The following is a 20256-nucleotide window of genomic DNA, read 5'->3' on the forward strand; positions in this document are numbered from 1 at the left end:
GCAGCATTTAATGTCAAATTCAATATATGAATCAATCTGTGATAACCTGAGACCGGACGACACTTTGCCGGACGACTTCCGCATATCAAAAGCTGCTTCTTCAGGAAAGCTTGGCATCCGCCTTGTAGAAGGTGCCCTGGACGGCATGTACCTTTACCACGATATGCAGGCTGACAGCGATGAAGAAGCTCTTATCGATGTTATAAATGAAGCCTCCGGGCATGATTTTGACTCGGCAGAATATGATCTCGAATCCTTCTTCTCAGCCCCCGAAGTCCGTATGCTTCCGCTGGTTGAGAAACTTGAGAGGTGGGTCAATGATAACGCCGGAAGCATCGATGCCGAAGCAGTGTTTCAGTTTGCGGCCAATGTTATCATCAAAACCGATAACCCGGAAGCTCTCAAGTTTGCCCTCGTGCTTTTTGAGATGATGGACACCGATGATAATGAAGCTGTAAAGGATGTTGTTAAAGCACTTTCCAGATCCGAAGAGCTTACACTTTTTTCAATAATGGTTGCAGAAACCTGGAAGGACGGAAATGATGCTATCCTTGATTTTGCAAAACACACAAAGGGCTGGGGCCGCATTCATTGTGTTGAACATATAGAGGCCTCATCCGGAAAGATCAAGGACTGGCTGTTCCGCGAAGGTGTACGGAACAATGTCGGTGCCGCATATTCTGCACGCACCGTGGCAGAGAAGATAAACCTTGGTAAGGTATTCCTGAATCCGGCCTTCAATGACGACGATTACCTTTTAGCCCGTCCCATTATTGCCGGACTTCTGGATGAAGGAACGCTTCAGGGCATTTCTTTAATGTCAGACCGCACGGAAATTCTTTCAGGCTTCATAAAACAGTCTGAACACAGGGTGAAGACCACTGAGGCCCTCAATACCTTACTTGATATCAGGGATTACCTTAACCAGAATATATTTAATGAAAGCGGAAAGCTTGGCGAAAAACTTGAACACCTCCTTAACTCAAAGGAATTGAAAGACTTCGCTTCAAAGCTTGTGACCGAAAAGAAAGACTTCCGCCTTGCAAAGCGTATGGATATAGACTGCACCGAAGAGGTTCTTGCTGCCATGGAAGAGGATTTTGCTGCCAATGCCTCCCTCGTAGACATTCTTCCCAAAAACAGTGAAACACTTTCCAAAGTTTTCTCCATTTTCAGAAAGAAGCTGCCTCTTGATATGATGGCTTCGGGACCAAAGGATAATCTCGGAATAGGAGAAGAGTACAGACCTTTCCATCAGCTTAGTTTCCTGGTACAGAATCTTTCGGATTCGGCGGGAGAAGGAGAGGATTTTATAGTTGCTTCCCTTAATTCTCCTGTAAACGGTACGAGACAGATGGCTCTCAGTGTCCTTGAAGAGTGGCTTAAGGATAATTACGTTCCTTCCAATGCTGTAAAATATGCTGTATGGCATCTTAAGGAGGCTGAGCCTTCCGGGGATATCAGGGCACTGTTAGAAAAGATTGATATCTGAACCCGGGCGGATCCCTAAGAGGCCCCGGGACATAAACATATTTACAACCTATAACATGATTACGGTAGAGTTTCCGGATCTTATAACATATTTACGGTAGAAGCTTATATAAAATGACGGTATCCTTCATTTTTGAAGGATACCGTTTATTTGTTATAATCCGTCCCCCCCGGCTCCCCGACTGAACCGTTACAACCTGTGTTTTTTCGCCGTATATTTGTTATATGTTCGTATTCACTTATTCATCATTTGATTGTCCGGATATAAAATCACCGTAAATCTGTTATAAAGTCTGTCGAAAAGCAGACTCCGGGAAAACCTGTAACAAATTTACGGCTTAAATATTTCTTACGATTGACCGTAAATCTGTTATATGCTTTGTATATAGACCGTCTTATAACAGATTTACGGTTTAATTTGTTCCTTACGCTTCTACCGTAATCCTGTTATAGGTTTACACTTATTACCGTCATTGTGTTATCTATCTCTACAGATCACCGTAATTTTGTTATAAGACGATTTTTACAAAAATTTCTTCATCCTTTAGTGCTATTTGACCATCACCGTTTATTTGTTATCTTTTGCCGTTATTTTGTTAGGGGTCACCGTTAATCTGTTATGCCTTACCGTGTTTTTGTTATTTCTGTGGATAAATAATGACGCAATTCTGCGGTGATCCGGCATTAAATAATATAAATATATATAATATTAAATATATAAAATAAAAAACCAAAACATAAAAAAATACAATCCTGTGCGCGTGGGAAGCGAGTCAGAAAAGCATAATAACCGGTCTTTCATATGCCTGATCTGGGATTAATAAGCCAGTATAATGCAATTATTTTTGCCTTTTTCGGAAATCCGGGTCAGAATAGAGATATAACAAAATTACGGTGATTGATTTTTCAGGTTAAGAGTTTTACTATATTGACATGCGAGAGAAACGGAGTTCTTAAAAATGTCAGCATATAAAACGCAAAAAGAAAAAGTTGAGGATCAACGTACATATCTTGTTGTTAAAGACAACGCACTCATACAAAAAGCCAAGTACAATCTTACAGCCAATGAGCAGAAGCTTGTAAACTTTGTTATCACTTTAATAAAACCCGGTGAGGAAGAGTTTAAAAAGTATGAGATCCGTGCACTTGATTTTGCTAGACTTTGCGGAATTGATCCGAAGAATGTTTATCGTGATTTCAGAAATATGATCGATTCCATCGATGAAAAGGCATTCTGGGTAAACATCGATAACAGAGTCATAAAACTCAGATGGTTCAATGAGCCCGAGTATAATGAGCGCAAAGGAACCATAAGTCTCCTTCTTGACAGCCGTATAAAAACCTATCTTCTTGGCCTTCAAAACAATTTTACGGAATATGAGCTTTACAATATCCTTTCCATGACAAGCAAGTATTCACCGAGATTGTATGAGCTTGCAAAGTCTTATGCTTATAAAGGACATGTTGATATTCCTATCGATACATTGAGAGAGAACCTCATGGCAGATGTTTACAGTGCTTTCGGAAATTTCAAGCAGAGAGTTCTGTCACCGGCCATAAAGGAGATCAATGAATATACCGATATCACAGTTACCTATGACTGCATTACGGATAAGGGTGAACTTGTTAAAGGAAGACTTCAGGGAAAAAGGATAACACACATCAGACTTTATATAGAAAACAAGGATACTCTTGATCGTTTTGCTACATATAACAAGACTGTAGGCAAGATAGAAAAGAGAAATCTTCAGTTCAAAGGTCAGTTAAGTCTCAATTTCGATGACTCGGGAAGGCTTGTTGATATAGCATAAGATTATTTTATGATAGTATCCTGAAGCCTTAAAAATTCTTATAGCAACACAATTTCGATTATTTTTTAAGTGGACGCCTCAAAAGGCGCCCACTTTTTTTGCAAAATCACGCAAAAAGCTAGACATGGAAAAAAAACACGCTATAATAGAATAGCTTGATTCTAAAAAATAGAGATAGTATGTTCTTTGACAGAAACTTTTTATGATCATGCGAAGATATTTGTTTCAATGATTTTATATAAAGAGGTGGGCTAATGGCAGTAGAAATCAAACCGGTTCTCGAAGTTGAGGAAATCACAGATGATAAGAAGTTCGGACGTTTTGTATGTGCTCCGCTTGCTAAGGGCGAAGGTACAGTCATCGGTAATTCATTAAGACGTATCCTTCTTTCCTCTATGCCTGGTGCTGCAGTAAGTGAGGTAAAGTTCGAGGGAGTTTATCATGAATTTTCATCAATTCCCGGAGTAAAGGAAGATGTAAGTGATATCATCCTCAATTTAAAGAAGCTTGCTATAAAAAATACATCATCCAGCGATGATCCTGTTATGGCATACATCGATTATGCCGGTGAAGGAGTTGTTCGCGGTTCTGATATCAAAGTTTCTTCTGAAGTAGAGATCATTAACAAAGATCAGGTTATCGCTACACTTTCAGGAAAGGAAGCAAGACTCTATATCGAGATAAAGATAACAAAGGGTCGTGGATATGACGGTGCAAACACACGTGACCGCAGCGATCTGGCCATCGGTGTTATCGCAGTGGATTCTATTTACTGTCCTGTAGTAAAGGTTAACATCGTTATAGATCCTATCGAAGGCACAAACGAAGAGAAGCTTACTCTTGATGTAACTACAAACGGAACCATGGCTCCGGATGATGCCGTATCACTTTCAGCACGTATTCTTGATTCACATCTTAAGCTTTTTGCTGATATGGATGTTGATACAGATAACGAAGTTAAGGTTGAGGATGCAGGCAGCAGTGATTCCAATGACCTTATGAATATGAACATCGATGAGCTTGAGCTTAGTGTTCGTTCATATAACTGTCTCAAGAGAGCCGGCATCAACACTGTCGGAGATCTTTGCAACAAGAATCTTGAAGATCTTTCAAAGGTTCGTAACATGGGTCGTAAGTCCATCGATGAGATTCTCGGAAAGCTTGATTCTATGGGACTTGCCCTTAGCAGCAGAGATGCAGAATAAATAAATATATGAAATTACAAAAGCGGTTTTCCTAAAGGGAAGGCCGTTTTTTTGTTACAGCTCCGCCTGTGAACCATGGGGACGGGGTTGGTGGCCCATTTTCCTAAAATGAACCACCAACCCCGTCCCCATGGTCCACAGGCTGTATTTTCACTTTTTTATGATGATACAGACATTCAATTCGTTAAAACTGAGACAGGCGGAGATATATTTGGTATGATTAGTATCATTAGGGAAGATTCTTTCGGAATTTTGGGAAATGTAAAAACGGAGGGGAAATGGCTATACTCACAACTCTTTGCTATATAGAAAAAGATGATAAATACCTCATGCTTCACCGAACTAAGAAGCAGAACGATCTTAACCACGCCAGGTGGATCGGAGTAGGAGGAAAATTTGAAAAGGATGAGAGTCCTGAGGAGTGTCTTGTTAGGGAGGTTAAGGAAGAAACGGGATATATATTAACCTCATGGGAATACCGGGGGATAGTAACCTTTATCTCAGGCAGGGCAGAGTCGGAATATATGCATCTTTTCACAGCTGATGGTTTTACCGGGGAACAGATGGAATGTGATGAAGGAGAGCTTAAATGGGTGAACAAAAGTGAGGTGCCAAAGCTCAATGTGTGGCCGGGAGACCGCATTTTCCTGAAGCTTCTTCTGGAGAGAGAAAGCTTTTTTTCACTGAAACTTATATATGATAAAGAGGATCGTCTGATGGAAGCAAAGCTTGACGGAAAGCCATATAACGAAATTTCTGAATGACAGATGGATTTCGGTGTTCCAGCGATAACAGTGCTCAGAAGTTATATATTGTTTGAGAGGCAGACAATCATATATATTGATATCGATTAAAGGAAAAAATCGATATATAAAAAATCGGGAGTAAATATGTACGAGGGCAGAGGCAATAAAAAAATGCTTAATATGCTGATCCTTGAGATATTGGAAAAATATACGGACGAGGATCACAGGCTTACACAGCAGGAGATATTAAAGCTGCTTAAAGATAATTACGGTATTGAATGTGACAGGCGTTCTGTCAGAAACAATGCGGAGTATCTGATAGATCTGGGTTATGACATCAGCATTGATGACGGCTATTGTCTTCTTTCAAGGGAATTTGACGATGCGGAGCTCCAGCTCCTGATAAATTCGGTTATCTTTTCAAAGGGTGTTACCAGGGCGCAGTCCGTGGCACTTATTGAAAAGCTCAAAAGTAAGGGCAATAAGTATTTTTCCCCGCATTTATCCTATATCGAAAATTATACCGATCTTCAGCATACCGAAAACAAGCAGGTGATGATAAACCTGGATATCATTGATGATGCCATGACTCAAAAGCGGAAGATTTCTTTTATTTATAATGTCTACGGCACGGATTTCAAGATGCATCCCACGAGGCAGGAGCCCTTCGTTTTTAATCCCTATCAGGTGGTCATGTCCAACGGTCACTATTATCTCGTGGGAAATTACGATAAGTATGACACTATATCTCATTTTCGTATCGACAGGATGACTGAGATGAAGCTTCTGGAGGAGCCCATAAAGGATACCAGGCTTATAAAGGGTATGGAAAACGGGCTTAATCTTCCCAAGCATATGGCTGAGCATGTTTATATGTTTTCCGGCAATTCTGTGAGCGTGCTTCTGAAGACCGATGCTAAGTTCATGAATGATCTTGTGGACTGGTTTGGAAAAGATTTTCAGATAATGAAAAAGTACACGGAAGATGGCGTGGATATGATGGAGATTCATGTTTACTGTAATGAGCAGGCAATGGAGTACTGGGCGCTGCAGTATGGGAAGAGGGTTACTGTCCTGGAGCCGGAAAGCCTGAGGGAGAAAATCCGCGAGGATATCGAGGGTATGAGTAAGAGATACCGGTAGGTGTTGAAATAGTACAGAAAATGGAAGGGACGGGCGACGGCTCACGAAGTTGAAAGTACATCCCACTCAGCATGTTCGCCCCAGCTGCACTGACGTGCATCTGGTTCGTACATGCTGAGCGGGATGTGCTTTCAGTTCGCAAGCCTAGCCGCCCATCCCTTCCATTTTCTTCACGTTTGCTTTTTTATTTACAAAATAGTACTAAAGAGTATCGTTTAATATGAAAGAGTATATATACAAAAACCAAAAGCAAATGAGACGTGGGTTGACTACGGGGACTTGTGCGGCGGCGTGTACGAGGGCTGCAATGGAGAGGCTTATGACCGGTAACGTTGCAGAGGAGGTAAATGTAGTACTGCCGGGGGGAGAAATAGTAACACTAAGTGTGTATCCTGTGGGGGAGTCGGAGTTTTATACGATCAAGGATTCCGGGGATGATCCGGATGTGACTAATGGGACAGAAGTGCATGTTAAAGCAGAGAGAGTTACTGCCGGTGAGGTTCCGGAAAATGCCTTCATCTGTGAAGATAACCCAAGGCTGTTTCTAACCGGTGGAAAGGGTGTGGGTACTGTTACAAAACCCGGACTTCAGCAGGAGGTCGGGCAGAGTGCCATTAACCCTGTGCCCAGAGAGATGATATTCAGAACGGCATTGGATGTGTTGGAATTGTGCCAGTCCGAAGATGATAAGTGTTTTCTCATCACAGTTTCTGTTCCGGAGGGGGAGGAGCTTGCGAAGAAGACTTTTAATCCGAGGCTGGGAATCGAGGGTGGAATATCGATTCTTGGAACCACCGGGATAGTGGAGCCTATGTCGGAAGCCTCGATAGTTGCAACTATAGAGACGGAGATAAAGCAGAAGCTGTATATTCAGCGTAAGAAAATCGATCCGGTATCAAATGACGATACAGCTGGTGCGGAAAGTGATTTGATTAAAAAAGATCAAAGAACCGGGGTTCTTGAAGAGAGAAATGATAGAACACTAAGCATCATCGCGGTTCCGGGGAATTACGGGCAGCGCTACGTTGAGAAGCTTGGGCTTGATACAGGGCGTATTGTTACGGTTTCAAATTATATAGGAGATGCCATTGACCTTGCGATTTCTTATGGATGCCGGGAGTTTTTGCTGGTGGGAAATATAGGAAAGCTTTGTAAGCTGGCAGCAGGGATCATGAATACCTACAGTAAAGTAGCGGATGGAAGGTGGGAGATATTTGCGGCACATCTGGCGCTTTGCGGCGGAAATGCATCTCAGGTGAGGGATATAAAAGAGGCTGCTACCACAGAGGAAATGCTCACTTTGCTTGAAGAAATCGGGCTGAGAGAAAATGTTATGGCTTCCATCATGAAGGAAATTGAGTTTCATATGGAGCAGCGGATAAAGGGTCAGATGAAGTTCGGTGTAATAGTCTATTCAGAGCGTTTTGGGATGGTCGGAAAAGCCGGAGAGGTTGATTAAATGGTTCATTTTGTTGGTGCGGGTCCGGGGGATCCGGAACTTATCACTGTAAAAGGATTAAAGCTTATTAAAGAAGCGGATATCGTGATATATGCGGGATCTCTGGTTAATGCTGAGCTCCTTAAAGTTTGCAAAAGTGAGGCAGAGATCTACGATTCCAAGGATATGAATCTTCAGGAGGTGCTGAAGGTTTTCGAGGAAGCGAAGGAAGCAGGGAAAACTGTGGTGAGACTGCACACCGGAGATCCGTCTCTGTATGGTGCAATTCGGGAGCAGATGGACTGGTTAAAGGAGAAGGGAATTGAATATGACATCTGTCCCGGAGTCAGCTCCTTTTCCGGGGCGGCAGCAGCCATCAGAAAAGAATACACACTTCCCGGAGTAACACAGACAGTTATCATTACCAGAGCTGAGGGAAGAACTCCGGTTCCGGATAAGGAAAAGCTTAGTGTTCTGGCGGCTCATCAGGCCACCATGGTACTGTTTTTGTCAGCCACACTTTCAGAAAAGATCCGGGAGGAGCTGATAGCAGGAGGTTATCCTGTGGATACTCCTGCAGCTGTGGTATTCAGGGCTACCTGGCCGGATGAAGAGGTGGTTTGGACAACTTTGGACAAAATTCCTGAGGCATTTCAGAGAGAAGAAGCAAGAAGAGCCGACGGAAATATGAAACAGGCTCTGATAATAGTAGGACGGGCAATTGATGACAAAACGGTCTATGAATATTCAAAGCTTTATGACCGTGAATTTGTTACATGTTATAGAGCCAGATAGATGTGCCTCTATGTGTCAGATATTAAGGCTCAAAAACTGCGTTAATGGATGAGAAAAGATAACCAAAGAATGACTTAAATGAAAATGTGAGTTTTTCAAGTTACGGTCAGAACATCAATCGATGAGTTTGTATACAGGGAAGTTAGTGATTATAGGAAGCCAATTAGATCTGCATCTGTATGTCAGAGATAAACGGCGAAAAACATGCGTTTATAGAGGAGGAGCAGGTGAAGGTTCAGGTAATAGCATTTACTGAAAAAGGATACAGGCTTTCAGAGGAGTTAAAGAACCGCTGGATGGAAGCGGAGAAGGAAGGACAGGGACTTTTCAGAAGAACCGGGACTTGGAGAGCAGAGAAAGGGGATAAAACGGAGGTTTGCCTTCACGCAAAGACAAATGCTTTACCGGAGATTTCTGACGCAAGGGATCTGAATGAAATAGTGGCCGCATGGTTTTCGGAGAATACCGATGCCATCATTTTCGTCGGTTCCACCGGCATTGCAGTTCGTGCGATATCACCATTTTTAGCCCACAAGTCGGAGGATCCTGCGGTACTTGTTATAGATGAAGCCGGGCATTTTGTCATATCCCTTCTCAGCGGACATCTGGGAGGTGCCAATGAGCTTACGTCTTTCGTTTCAGAACTTATTGAGGCTCAGCCTGTGATAACCACTGCGTCAGATCTGGAAGGTGCTTTTTCTGTTGATGTTTTTGCAAAGGAGAATGGCCTTATCATCACTGATTTCGGGGCAGCAAAGGAGGCTTCGGCTAAGGTACTGAGAGGTGAGAAGCTGCGTATATACAGTGACATTGGCATGGAGCATCTGAACATGAGACCCGGTATCGGTGAATATGAGCCGGTGGGGATAAATGACATTGACAAAGCAGATATCATCATAAGCTATCAGAGTAAACTCCTTGATAAGGCTGATCCGGTGGTGAGACCCTTTAATGCCATAGGTCTCAAGCTTATCGCAAAGCGTGTATATGTAGGAATCGGTGCCCGAAAGGGCGTTTCCGAGGAAGATGTTGCGAAGGCATATGATAACTGCCTTAAGTCAGCGGGAATATCCGGAGAAGCAGTCGATGCCCTGGTAAGCATTGACCTGAAAAAAAATGAACAGGGGATACTGACCTTCAGCTATAAGCGGGAGATTCCCTTTGTGACTTATACGGCGGCTGAGCTTAAATCCATGGATGGGGACTTTGCGGCTAGCAGCTTTGTGGAAAGTGTAACAGGGGTGTCCAATGTCTGCGAACGGTCGGCTGCTTATGCCGCGTCGCAAAACGGACAGGAGCGGGTTCTCGTGCACAAGCAGATATACGGAAGTGTGACATTGGCAGTTGCGGTGTCTGTATAATTTATTTAAACTATTATTAGATATTAAGGCTCAAAAACAGCGTTAATAGAAGAGAGGAGAAATATTATGAGAAAGAAAGCAGCATTGGCAGCAGCATTTTGTGTTTTTGCCTTTGGAATGGTCGGATGTCAGAAGCCGGCAACAAATGTTAATACAAATGAGGCTACAACGGCAGCAGTGGAAGAATCCACTACGGCAGCTCCTCAGGAAACTGAAGAGACTTCTCAAGAAACCACAGAAGCTGCGAAGGAAGAGGAAACAACTGCTTCGGAGCCTGATTATCCGACATTGCCCCTTCCGGAATATCATTACAACGGTCCTGAGGACTGGGCAGAGTATGCAGACGGAGTAAGCCATTTCCTTGTTGAAAACAGTTTTGGAGACGTAGCACCGGATTTAACCATATGCGTTCCTATCGTTCTAAAAGCTGATGACAGCGATCCTAAAGACGTGAAGTTATGGGGTGAATTCTATGTAGAAGGTTTCAACCTTGTAAAGACTTCCCTTCTGAATGTAAATGGAGGATCCTTCGGAGGCGTTGCGTATCTTGATACAACAAAAGGAGATCCCATAGTTACAGATTTCGATTTTCTTCAGGATGGTGCCGGCTTTGAGGCTTCTTTGGATGAACTTTTCGGTAAAGAAGGTCTGAAGGATGCATATCTTGAAGCCTCAAATGAACGTGACAAGTATCTGGCAGAAGCATTGGCAAACTATATCAACACTAACGGGCTGTACATCACCCAGTATCAGGAGTACGGATGGGCACCGGTTCCGGTTCTTAACGCACCTCCGACAAAGGATGAAGATCAGATCGTTGATTACGAAGGAAGCTACGATTATACAGCAAAGTACGATATGCGTGAAATCTGCTCCTATGAAACCGGTGAGTCGGATATGTTCTGTAATGTTGACAGCAAGGAATGGAATGAATTCCTGATCGTAGTTTATAAAGCGGAGAGTAAAGACATTGACAGTGCCATAACAGAGCTTCGCGCCGGTCTTGCAGACGAGAATGTGGATCTGGAGAGAACAGAAGACGTAACCTTCAAAGATATGGAGGGCTGCACAGTACTAATGACTAAGGGTCCATATAAGGAAGGTGACGCGGTTTATGTAGCTTATTTTGTTCCGAGGGGAGATGATCTCCTTGTAATAAAGATCTCATCTACATACAGTGAAGATGAAAAAATCCAGATGTCTACAGATGCTATCATCGAGGACTTCCTTGGAAATATGGAGCTAAAGTGATATAAAACTGTACTGCAAATCAAGATATACCCCCTTCCGGATAGACAGGCTAAACTACAAAAAGCCTGCTGTCCGGAAGGGGGCATTTTTCTTGAAGACCGTCACTTCCGGTTTCGATAAAGCTGCCGCAAGGGTGTGTAGGGGTTTTTTTGCGGGCCGGATTAGGATAAAATTATAAAATATGAATGATTTGGTTCACGGAGGGTGAAATGGGAACGGTATATGCTGTGGGATTCGGACCCGGAGATGTAAAGTATGAGACATTGGAAGCAAGGGAAGTGCTTTCCGGTGTGGATGTGATAGTAGGGTATAAAACTTATGCGGATATAGTGAGTAAACAGTATCCTGAAAAGGAATTCGTGGTTTCCGGGATGCATGAGGAAGAGGAACGCTGTAAAAAGGCTCTGGAGCTTGCAGTGTCCGGGAAGAATGTTGCCGTTATCTCCTCAGGTGACGCCGAGGTTTACGGTATGGCGGGACTTTTGTACGAGCTGTCGGAAAAGGAAAGCTACTGTGGGGTTCAGGTGAAGAACGTACCGGGTCTTTCTGCAGTTCTCAGTGGAGGAGCAGTTCTGGGAGCTCCTGTCGGGCATGATTTTTGTGTCATCAGTCTTTCGGATCTGTTGACGCCTTGGGAAACCATAGAAAAGAGGCTTAGGGCAGCAGCAGAAGGTGACTTTGTCATAGTGCTTTATAACCCGGTGAGCCACAAGAGGCTGGAGACTTTTAAGAAAGCCTGCGGGATACTCTGCGAAGGGATTCCTTCCGACAGAGTCTGCGGATATGTCAGAAACATAGGAAGGGATGGAATGAAAAGCCGGATCTTTTTGCTGTGCGAACTGGAGAAGCTTGGCGAGGAATCCGAGATTGATATGCTGACTACGGTTTTTATAGGAAATTCAGAAACAAAGATCGTGGAAACACCGGATGGATCCAGGATGGTTACTCCCAGGGGATATAAAGGATAAGAAATGCATATATTTTTATTTGGCGGAACTACCGAGGGACGGAAGATAGCGGAGCATATCGCAGAAGAGAACAGAAAGAGAGAGATTGAGGGGAGAAAAGATTTTCTTGAGACGGAGATTTTTGTTACTACGGACTACGGAGCAGGTCTTCTTCCAAAGGAAAAACATATCACTGTTAATGTAGGAAGATTGAATGCAGAGGAAATGGATGAGCGTTTTGGAACTGCGAAAAGAGCCTACAGGTACCCGATTAGGCCAAAAGTCGGAACAGATAATAATGAACAGATTGTAATTAATGAATTTTCAATAGAAGGGGTTATGAGAGAGATACCGGAAGATAAAGCCGATGGTATTTTAGTGATAGATGCGACTCACCCCTATGCTGCCGTAGCGACAGAAAATATTAACAAAGCCTGCAAGGCCTCCGGAGTCAGATGTATCAGGATAAATAGGCCGAATGCAGACTCAGGTACGGAAAGTTCTGACTTTCTATATTTCGAAAATATAAAAAATGCCGTACGATGGCTCAACTCAACTTTCAAAAATTTTCCGGAGAAACGAAAGCATATATTCATAACAACAGGTTCAAAAGAAATTCAGGAATACACTTCAATACCGGATTATGAGGAGTACTGTTATGTAAGAGCATTACCTACATTTGAGGTTATTGATAAATGCATGAAACTCGGGTTCAGAAGAGACCGGCTGATATTGATGCAGGGTCCCTTCGACGTTGATATGAATCTTGCCCAGCTGAGATATGCCTCTGCCGGATACATTGTTACAAAGGATTCGGGGAAAATAGGAGGATTTTCCGAGAAGTGCGATGCAGCTATAGAATTGGGAGTAAAGGTTCTTGTTATAGGACGACCAAAAGATTTTGATTGAGTCGAGTTATTGACTTGATGACAGTGCATGATTAATAATTTTTGTACAGTTATGTTTTATTCAAATGTAACTGTATAAAATTCAATTTAAAAGAAAGATTAAGAATCGTTTGCGAGGTTAAAAATATGAGAATTGTAAACTTAATCGGTGTTGGTCCGGGAAGTCCGGAGATGATGACAACTCAGGCAATTAAGGCAATAAAAGAGTCTGAGGTTCTGATGGGTGCGGCGAGAGCCCTTAAGACAGCAAAAGACGCGGTTCCTGAGCTGGATATAGAAATCTGTGAGGCTGTGAAAACAGATGATATGGTGGCTTACATAAAGGGTCATCCCGAGAAGAAGGTGATCTCCTGCGTATTTACCGGAGATACCAGCGTTTACAGCGGTGCCATACCACTGAAGAAAGCATTGGAACAAAATATGGGACCGGACGGTGGTGATGACTCAGAGGATGAGGACAGAGCCGAAAACTTCGAGATCAGGAATTTTGCAGGAGTTTCCAGCATCCAGTATTTCCTGAGCAAGCGCTCTGTAAGCATGGCCAATGTTAAGCTGGTAAGTCTTCACGGACGCCATAAGGACATGATTCCGTTGATCCGGGAAAACAAGTACGTGTGTGCACTTCTGGGCAGTGAAGATACGGTTTCAAAGATTTCCCAGGAGCTTGCCCGTTTTGGTTTCGGCTCTGTGAAGATCATAGTCGGAGAGAGGCTGAGCTACCCGGATGAGTGTTTTACCGTTGGAAAGCCCAGGGACATGAAGGGTAAGATGTTTGACCGTCTTGCCATCGCGCTTTTTGAAAATGACAATGCAGAAACTCCTGTCCGTTCCTATGGTATCGGAGACGATCATTTTGAAAGGGCTGATGCAGTACCTCTTACAAAACGTGACGTGAGAGCCCTGAGTCTCTGCCGTCTGGCCATAAAAGAGGACAGCATCATCTATGATATCGGTGCGGGTTCCGGCTCGATGTCCATCGAGGCAGGTCTTGCATGTCCGGAGGGAAAGGTTATCGCCGTTGAACTGAATCAGGAAGCCATAGATACCATCGAAAGAAACAGATATCAGTTCAAGGTTGACAACATCCGTGTAATCCGCGGCAAGGCTCCAGAATGCTTTGAAGAGTTTGAGATGCAGAAGCCGGGAGAGAGAAAGAATGTAGCAGATGAGGGATTGCTGCCTATTCCCGACCGTGTTTTCATCGGAGGCAGCAAGGGAAATCTCCAGAAGATCATAGATTGGGCTGTGAAGGTGAATCCTGATGTAGTCATTGTCATAAATACGGTCACTCTTGAATCGGTTTCAGAGGTTCTGGAGGTCGAGAGAAGACTCACGGATTATAACTTTGAGATGGTGGAGATACAGTCAACCGGTCTTGAAAGACGCGGAAGCTACCACATGCACAGAGCGGAAAATCCTATAACTATTACAAGAATTTCCAGGAGATAAGATCCGACGTGCAGAATTTGCTGACTGATAAGAGTTATCAAACATAGCGGAATATTATAACGGGGTGATCCAAATATGAAGCAGTAGCCATTTTCTCTGCCAATTGGTTTACAACGTTAATGAGGTGTTTGAAAAAATAAAAGGGGATAGGAGCTTGGTATGAAGAGGGGATGTTTTCATAAAGGTGATTTTTTGAAGAATCCGGTTCGTTTCTTGTTGGCAATAGTTTTTCTTTTGACATGTGTGTTTGCAGTAAGCTCATTTGCAGCAGAAGATACGGGGATCTCCGGGCAAACCGGGACAGGTGTTGCTGACTGGCGAAGCTACAACGGAAAACGTATCGGGGTTCTCACCGGAACCCTGTTGGAGGATGTGGCAAAGGAATTTTTTCCTGACAGTGAATATGTTTATATCGACAGTTATCCGGACTGCGGTGCTGCGCTGCTTTCGGGTAAGATAGATGCATTTCTTGCAGATGAGCCCAATGTAAAGACCATGCACTTTGAAGAGCCTGATATCGATTATATTCACGACAGGATAAGAGAGCAGGATGTAAGTTTTGCTTTCCGAAAGAATGATCCCGAAAGCGAAAAGCTGTGTGAAGAGTTCAATGCCTATCTCGCCAGGATAAGGACCAATGGGGTTTTGCAGCTCATGGATGACATCTGGATGGGAGTGGATGAGTACAGAAAAACTGTAGACATGTCAGCACTTACCGGAAAAAACGGGACTATCAGGGTGGTGACCACTGCTACCGATATGCCCTGGTCATACATTAAGGATGGAAAAAATGTAGGTTATGATATCGATCTTCTCGCTCATTTCTGTATGGACAGAGGTTACACTCTGGAAATCGAGGATGTGAGCTTTGCTGCCCGTATTCCTGCACTTCAATCAGGAAGAGGGGTTCTCACTACCGGGATGAATGTCACTCCCGAACGTCAGGAGGAGGTGCTTTTCTGCGATGCGACCTTTAAAAATGGAATCGTACTTGCGGTTCCCTCGGCTGATTTAAAGGGCATAAATCAGGACAAAAAGGATACTTCCACCGGCAAAGAGCCGGAGTTCAGGACATTTGATGAGCTGAAGGGAAGAACTATCTCTATGATCACAGGAGCTCCCTTTGAAAATATGATCCTTTCAAAGGTATCAGATGTCAAGGAGTTCACCTATTTCACCACCATGCCGGATATGATGCTTGCCATAAGGACCGGAAAGACGGATGCCGGGCTTATGAACAATGCAGTTGCGGAGCTTGCTGCCAATAAGGACCCTGAGCTCTGCGTTTTCCCCGAGTCTCTGGGTGATACAGCCTTTGGTCTCGGATTTAAAAAGGGAGATCCGAGACGGGATGAGTGGCAGGCGGCATTTGACAGGATCCCTGCGGAAACCAGGGATGCACTCTGGAAAAAATGGACCGGAGCGGATGACAGCCAAAAAACAGTTCCGGCTCAGGATTGGCCGGGGACGAACGGCACCGTAAATGTAGCCTGCTGTGATGCCCTGGAGCCTATGAGCTATATGGGAGAGGGAGGCGAATGTCTCGGACTCGACATCGAGACCATCCTTCTCATAGCGAAGGAGCTGGATGTTCATGTGGAGTTTACACCCATGGACTTTTCTGCAGTTCTGTCTTCGATCGGCGCAGGCAAGGCGGATATCGGATGCGGATCCATAGTTATTACGGCTGAGCGTAAAGAATCCATGGATTTTTTGGAGTATGCACCGGCGGCGTTTGTTTTCATAGTGAGAACCGCAACCCATGAAGCTCCCGTAAATAATTTCATTGACCGAATCAAAGCTAGCTTTGAAAAGACCTTTGTAAGAGAGAATCGTTACGAACTGTTCATTTCCGGAATTATCACCACCATTCTGATTACGGTTCTGTCGATTATATTCGGAACCGCTTTCGGCTTCCTTGTATATATGGGAACCAGAAATGGCAGCAAAGCGGCCAATGCCCTGGCCGGAGCTTTTGTGTGGCTCATTCAGGGCATGCCTGTTGTGGTTCTTCTTATGATCCTCTACTACATCATTTTTGCCAAGGCCAAGGTTTCGGGAACGGTTGTTGCGGTGATAGCATTTACACTTGTGTTCGGCGCAGGGGTTTTCGGAATGCTGAAAATGGGTGTCGGAGCTGTGGACAAGGGACAATCCGAAGCTGCTCTTTCCTTAGGTTACGGGGATATAAAGGCATTTTTCAGAGTCATTTTCCCACAGGCCATACCACATTTCCTTCCTACCTATAAGGGCGAAGTGGTTGCCCTTGTAAAGGCAACCGCCATCGTAGGTTACATTGCCGTTCAGGATCTGACAAAGATGGGAGACATAGTGAGAGGCCGTACCTACGAGGCATTTTTCCCGCTTATCGCAGTGGCGGTTATCTATTTCATTCTGGGGGCAATGCTTACAGCGGTGGTTGATAAGCTGGAGGTAAACATTAATCCAAAGCTTCGTAAGAAGGAAGATATACTTTCGGGGGTGAAAACTGATGATTGAAGTAAGGAATCTTAAAAAGGAATATGACTCAGTTACTCCTGTGAATGACGTGAGTTTCGATATCAATGACGGGGACGTGATCGCTGTCATCGGACCTTCCGGTACAGGAAAGTCCACACTTATACGATGCATAAATCTTCTGGAGAAGCCGACGGGCGGGAAGATAATATTTAACGGTGAGGACATCACTGCTCCGGGATGTGACGTCAAAAAAGCCAGACAGAAGATAGGGATGGTTTTTCAGTCCTTCAATCTTTTCGGACACCTTACCGTGATCGAGAACCTGATGCTGGCGCCCATGGATCTTCTGGGAAAGAGCAAACAGGAGGCCTACGATAAGGGCATGGAGCTTCTCAGGCGAGTGGGGCTCGGAGACAAGGCTCTGAGCTATCCGGATGAGCTGTCAGGCGGACAGAAACAGCGAGTGGCCATCGCGAGAACTCTGTGTATGGATCCTGAGGTGATACTTCTGGACGAGCCCACCAGTGCCCTGGATCCGACCATGGTATCGGAGGTTCAGTCGGTTATCAGAGACCTTTCCAAGAGCGGAAAGACCATGATGATAGTTACCCATGAGATGAACTTTGCCAGGGCGATATCCAACAGGGTTTTCTATATGGATGAGGGAGGCATTTACGAAGAAGGTACTCCGGAAGAGATTTTTGAGAATCCAAAGAAGGAGCTCACCAGAAGATTCATCAGGAGACTCAAGGTTTTCGAGGCTGAGATCGACAGCAGAAACTATGATTTTATAGGTTTCGGAGCGGAGCTTGACAGATATCTCCTGCAGAATGATGTGAAGTCTTCTGATACGTACCGAATACGCCTCGTGATAGAGGAGGCAGTGCAGCAGATACTGATTCCGAAATATACTGAACCCGACATCCATGTGACAGTGGAGCATTCCATGCAGGACGGCGGTACTGAAATAACTATCTGCTACAGTGGCGAGAGATTTGACCTGAGAGATACCGACAATAAGCTTTCCCTGTCAATGGTTGAAAACACAGCAGAGAAGATAGAATACAGCTTCCGTGAAGGAGAGCCACGACCGAATGAAGTGAAGATCAGGGTCAAGAAGGATTGATGGTGAAGGAAATTCGAGAAAACAATGAACCATAAGCATTATGATGTTGATATAGTCAAACACACAATGACAGAAGAAAATTGAATTTGCTCATAATTGAGGAGATAGCTGAAGAAACTACTTCTGAGTAGATATCACTTAAAAGATTATAGGGACAATAATTATCATGAACGGAAATACTTTATCAAAAATCAAACTAAAACTTAATGCCGAGGGACTAAGCTACAAAAAGGCATCTGATTTTCAAGGGGTGTTATTTACACAGATAGACCCTGAATATGCAGATTATCTGCATAAGGAACAGCTACATCCTTATAGTCAGTATATATACAATAATGATGGTGTATGGAATTGGTGTATCAGCACCTTAAGTTCCGATGCATATGCTCACATAATTGAGCCTATACTAAAGCCTGATTTTCAGCATTTCAAAATAATAAATGGCAACATAGATGTCGACATTAAAGATACTCCTATTGGAAGACTTGTTCGGAAAATTGTTGGTATGGATAGAGCCGACGTGAATGAAGCGTTTAGCAAATTTCTGTCGGATGAAAAACTTAATGTTAATCAGATAAGATTTGTTAATCTCATCGTTGACTACATAGTTGCCAATGGAAATATCGAAGACGACAGGATTCTAATGAATGAGCCATTTAAATCTGTTGGCAGTATGCCGGTATTGTTTAAGGATAATATGAGCACTGCAAGAGATATTTTGAGCATCGTAGAGATTATTAAGTCGAATTCTGAACAGATTGCCTTATAAAAATGATTTTGGGGATTGTTGAAATACAATCCCCTTATTAACTTGTTACTTCTGAAGCTGCTTTGCTATGATTGCACGTTCCTTGCCCTTAATCTCAAGAGCATTCAGTGCCTCTTCAAGACTGCACTTCATATTCTTCATCATGAGCTTGATGTTATTTATTGTTGTCTGCTCGGCTCTTTCATCTGCGACCTTATCAGCTAACTTAGTAAATGATTCACACATAGCATCACGTCCTTCCTCTGTTTCCTTGAAATGCCTGACCCCATCAGCAAGTGGCTTGAAATAAATATTATCAGCTTTCTTGCAATTAAAGTCATGCGCCAGTTTACCAAAATCATCCTTGCCACGATATTTACCGTTCACGTAAATAATATGGGCGCCATCCTCAAATGCCTCGCCTGTTTCTCTAACGGTCTTGTCTACATGATATATCGGCTTATTTGCATTAAACTTATCATGCTGGCAAATAAAGATAACATAGGTATCTTTGATAATTTTGAAATCCTGCCTTTTCTTTAAAAGCCTAGAGTCCATCATACTCTGATGGTATCTTGCTCTCTTTATATGCGAGCCCCCGGTACTTCTTTGAACCTCAACATCAAAACGAACTCCATGATTATCAACCGCAACTATATCAAGTCTTATGTTTCTGCCACCAGCGTATGCGCTCTTGAGTTCCACCTGCCCCTTCACACGCTTAACTTTGATGTCATCTCTTTCAAGAATTATCTTTAAAAGCAGTTCAGCCCCCTCGATATTCCCATCAAAGACCTTACTCATTAAATCATCATCAAAAAGTGTTAAGCCATCTATAGCCTTTTCAAGTTCAGCATTTATCTGTTCACTGAGCTCTGTCGTGGAAACAACTTTTTCTTTATCTTTCTTTTTTGCCATACACACTCCTTCAAGTTAATAATAACACTCTACCACAAGCCTTACAATTATCAAAGAATCGATTTAATGCAAACTTTATAGGTAAATATTGAGGCAGCAAACAGCGACCTCAAGGTCAAAAGCACAATCATCTCTCCGGATAACTGCGCTTTCTTTGTGGCTCCTGAACACGTTCATGTTCTTTCTCCTCGGCAGAGCGCACATACCATCGTAGATGGTCTCTCCAAAGAGGATGAAGATAGCCGAGAGGGGGAGAGTCAGAGCATATCGCATCAGCGTGAGATCATAGAGGGATTCTGCAAAAAGAAAGGATGGAGAGTAGAGGACGTTTATGTTGATGAAGGCTATTCTGGGTCGACTTCCAACAGACCATCATTACAGAGATTATTATCAGACATGGCTGCAGCCAATTCTGTGGCAAAGGCTATGTGATCAAGAATTCTATATAACTTCTACGTA

At 43.5% G+C, this 20256-nt stretch carries 16 protein-coding genes and 1 pseudogene; 16 read left to right on the top strand and 1 reads right to left on the bottom strand.

Going from position 1 to position 20256, the window contains the following annotated elements; translation table 11 throughout:
* The first annotated feature begins 10 nt into the window (after positions 1-10).
* From G625_RS0102605 to G625_RS0102680, 15 genes and pseudogenes are all read left to right on the top strand, one after another.
* Positions 11-1492 carry a hypothetical protein gene (locus G625_RS0102605; protein ID WP_029199873.1) on the top strand — a complete coding sequence of 494 codons (1482 nt, stop codon included), beginning with the start codon at positions 11-13 and terminating at the stop codon, positions 1490-1492.
* 958 nt (positions 1493-2450) lie between these two features.
* On the top strand, positions 2451-3302 hold the full coding sequence (locus G625_RS0102610) for a replication initiation protein (protein ID WP_029199874.1): 852 nt from the start codon (positions 2451-2453) through the stop codon (positions 3300-3302).
* A gap of 254 nt (positions 3303-3556) precedes the next feature.
* Positions 3557-4507, top strand: coding sequence for a DNA-directed RNA polymerase subunit alpha (locus G625_RS0102615; protein ID WP_029199875.1), 951 nt, complete (start codon positions 3557-3559; stop codon positions 4505-4507).
* Between the two features lie 278 nt (positions 4508-4785).
* The gene (locus G625_RS0102625) at positions 4786-5271 is read left to right on the top strand and encodes an NUDIX hydrolase (RefSeq protein ID WP_029199877.1); all 486 of its coding nucleotides are present in this window, start codon (positions 4786-4788) and stop codon (positions 5269-5271) included.
* A 126-nt stretch (positions 5272-5397) separates the two neighbouring features.
* Positions 5398-6396: a helix-turn-helix transcriptional regulator gene (locus G625_RS0102630; RefSeq protein ID WP_029199878.1), complete on the top strand. Its 999-nt coding sequence runs from the start codon at positions 5398-5400 to the stop codon at positions 6394-6396.
* Positions 6397-6649: 253 nt separating this feature from the next.
* Positions 6650-7855 carry a cobalt-precorrin-5B (C(1))-methyltransferase CbiD gene (gene cbiD / locus G625_RS0102635; RefSeq protein ID WP_256377615.1) on the top strand — a complete coding sequence of 402 codons (1206 nt, stop codon included), beginning with the start codon at positions 6650-6652 and terminating at the stop codon, positions 7853-7855.
* Positions 7856-8629: a precorrin-4 C(11)-methyltransferase gene (cobM, locus tag G625_RS0102640; protein WP_029199880.1), complete on the top strand. Its 774-nt coding sequence runs from the start codon at positions 7856-7858 to the stop codon at positions 8627-8629.
* Between the two features lie 179 nt (positions 8630-8808).
* Entirely contained in the window at positions 8809-9990 is a 1182-nt protein-coding gene (locus tag G625_RS18035) for a cobalt-precorrin 5A hydrolase (protein ID WP_049895620.1), read from the top strand.
* A gap of 66 nt (positions 9991-10056) precedes the next feature.
* Positions 10057-11241: a hypothetical protein gene (locus G625_RS0102650; RefSeq protein ID WP_029199881.1), complete on the top strand. Its 1185-nt coding sequence runs from the start codon at positions 10057-10059 to the stop codon at positions 11239-11241.
* A 209-nt stretch (positions 11242-11450) separates the two neighbouring features.
* Positions 11451-12209, top strand: coding sequence for a precorrin-3B C(17)-methyltransferase (cobJ, locus tag G625_RS0102655; RefSeq protein ID WP_029199882.1), 759 nt, complete (start codon positions 11451-11453; stop codon positions 12207-12209).
* Positions 12210-12212: 3 nt separating this feature from the next.
* Positions 12213-13097, top strand: a complete 885-nt coding sequence (locus tag G625_RS0102660) for a precorrin-6A/cobalt-precorrin-6A reductase (protein WP_029199883.1) — start codon at positions 12213-12215, stop codon at positions 13095-13097.
* Between the two features lie 125 nt (positions 13098-13222).
* Positions 13223-14545, top strand: coding sequence for a precorrin-6Y C5,15-methyltransferase (decarboxylating) subunit CbiT (gene cbiT / locus G625_RS0102665; protein ID WP_029199884.1), 1323 nt, complete (start codon positions 13223-13225; stop codon positions 14543-14545).
* A 159-nt stretch (positions 14546-14704) separates the two neighbouring features.
* Positions 14705-17044, top strand: coding sequence for an ABC transporter permease subunit (locus G625_RS0102670; RefSeq protein ID WP_029199885.1), 2340 nt, complete (start codon positions 14705-14707; stop codon positions 17042-17044).
* A pseudogene (locus G625_RS0102675) lies at positions 17037-17753 on the top strand (amino acid ABC transporter ATP-binding protein); the annotation flags it as partial. The gene G625_RS0102670 and the pseudogene G625_RS0102675, both read left to right, overlap by 8 nt.
* A gap of 544 nt (positions 17754-18297) precedes the next feature.
* Entirely contained in the window at positions 18298-18900 is a 603-nt protein-coding gene (locus tag G625_RS0102680; RefSeq protein ID WP_029199887.1) for a type I restriction-modification enzyme R subunit C-terminal domain-containing protein, read from the top strand.
* 45 nt (positions 18901-18945) lie between these two features.
* On the opposite strand, the gene G625_RS0102685 is transcribed toward G625_RS0102680, so the two are convergent.
* A complete protein-coding gene (locus tag G625_RS0102685; protein WP_029199888.1) occupies positions 18946-19797 on the bottom strand; it encodes a PD-(D/E)XK nuclease family transposase in 852 nt (283 codons plus the stop codon).
* A 156-nt stretch (positions 19798-19953) separates the two neighbouring features.
* Here G625_RS0102685 and G625_RS0102690 point away from each other — a divergent pair, with 156 nt between their 5' ends.
* Entirely contained in the window at positions 19954-20229 is a 276-nt protein-coding gene (locus G625_RS0102690) for a recombinase family protein (RefSeq protein ID WP_029199889.1), read from the top strand.
* Positions 20230-20256: the final 27 nt, after the last annotated feature.

This window comes from Oribacterium sp. NK2B42 (assembly GCF_000424445.1).
GTDB lineage: Bacteria > Bacillota > Clostridia > Lachnospirales > Lachnospiraceae > Oribacterium.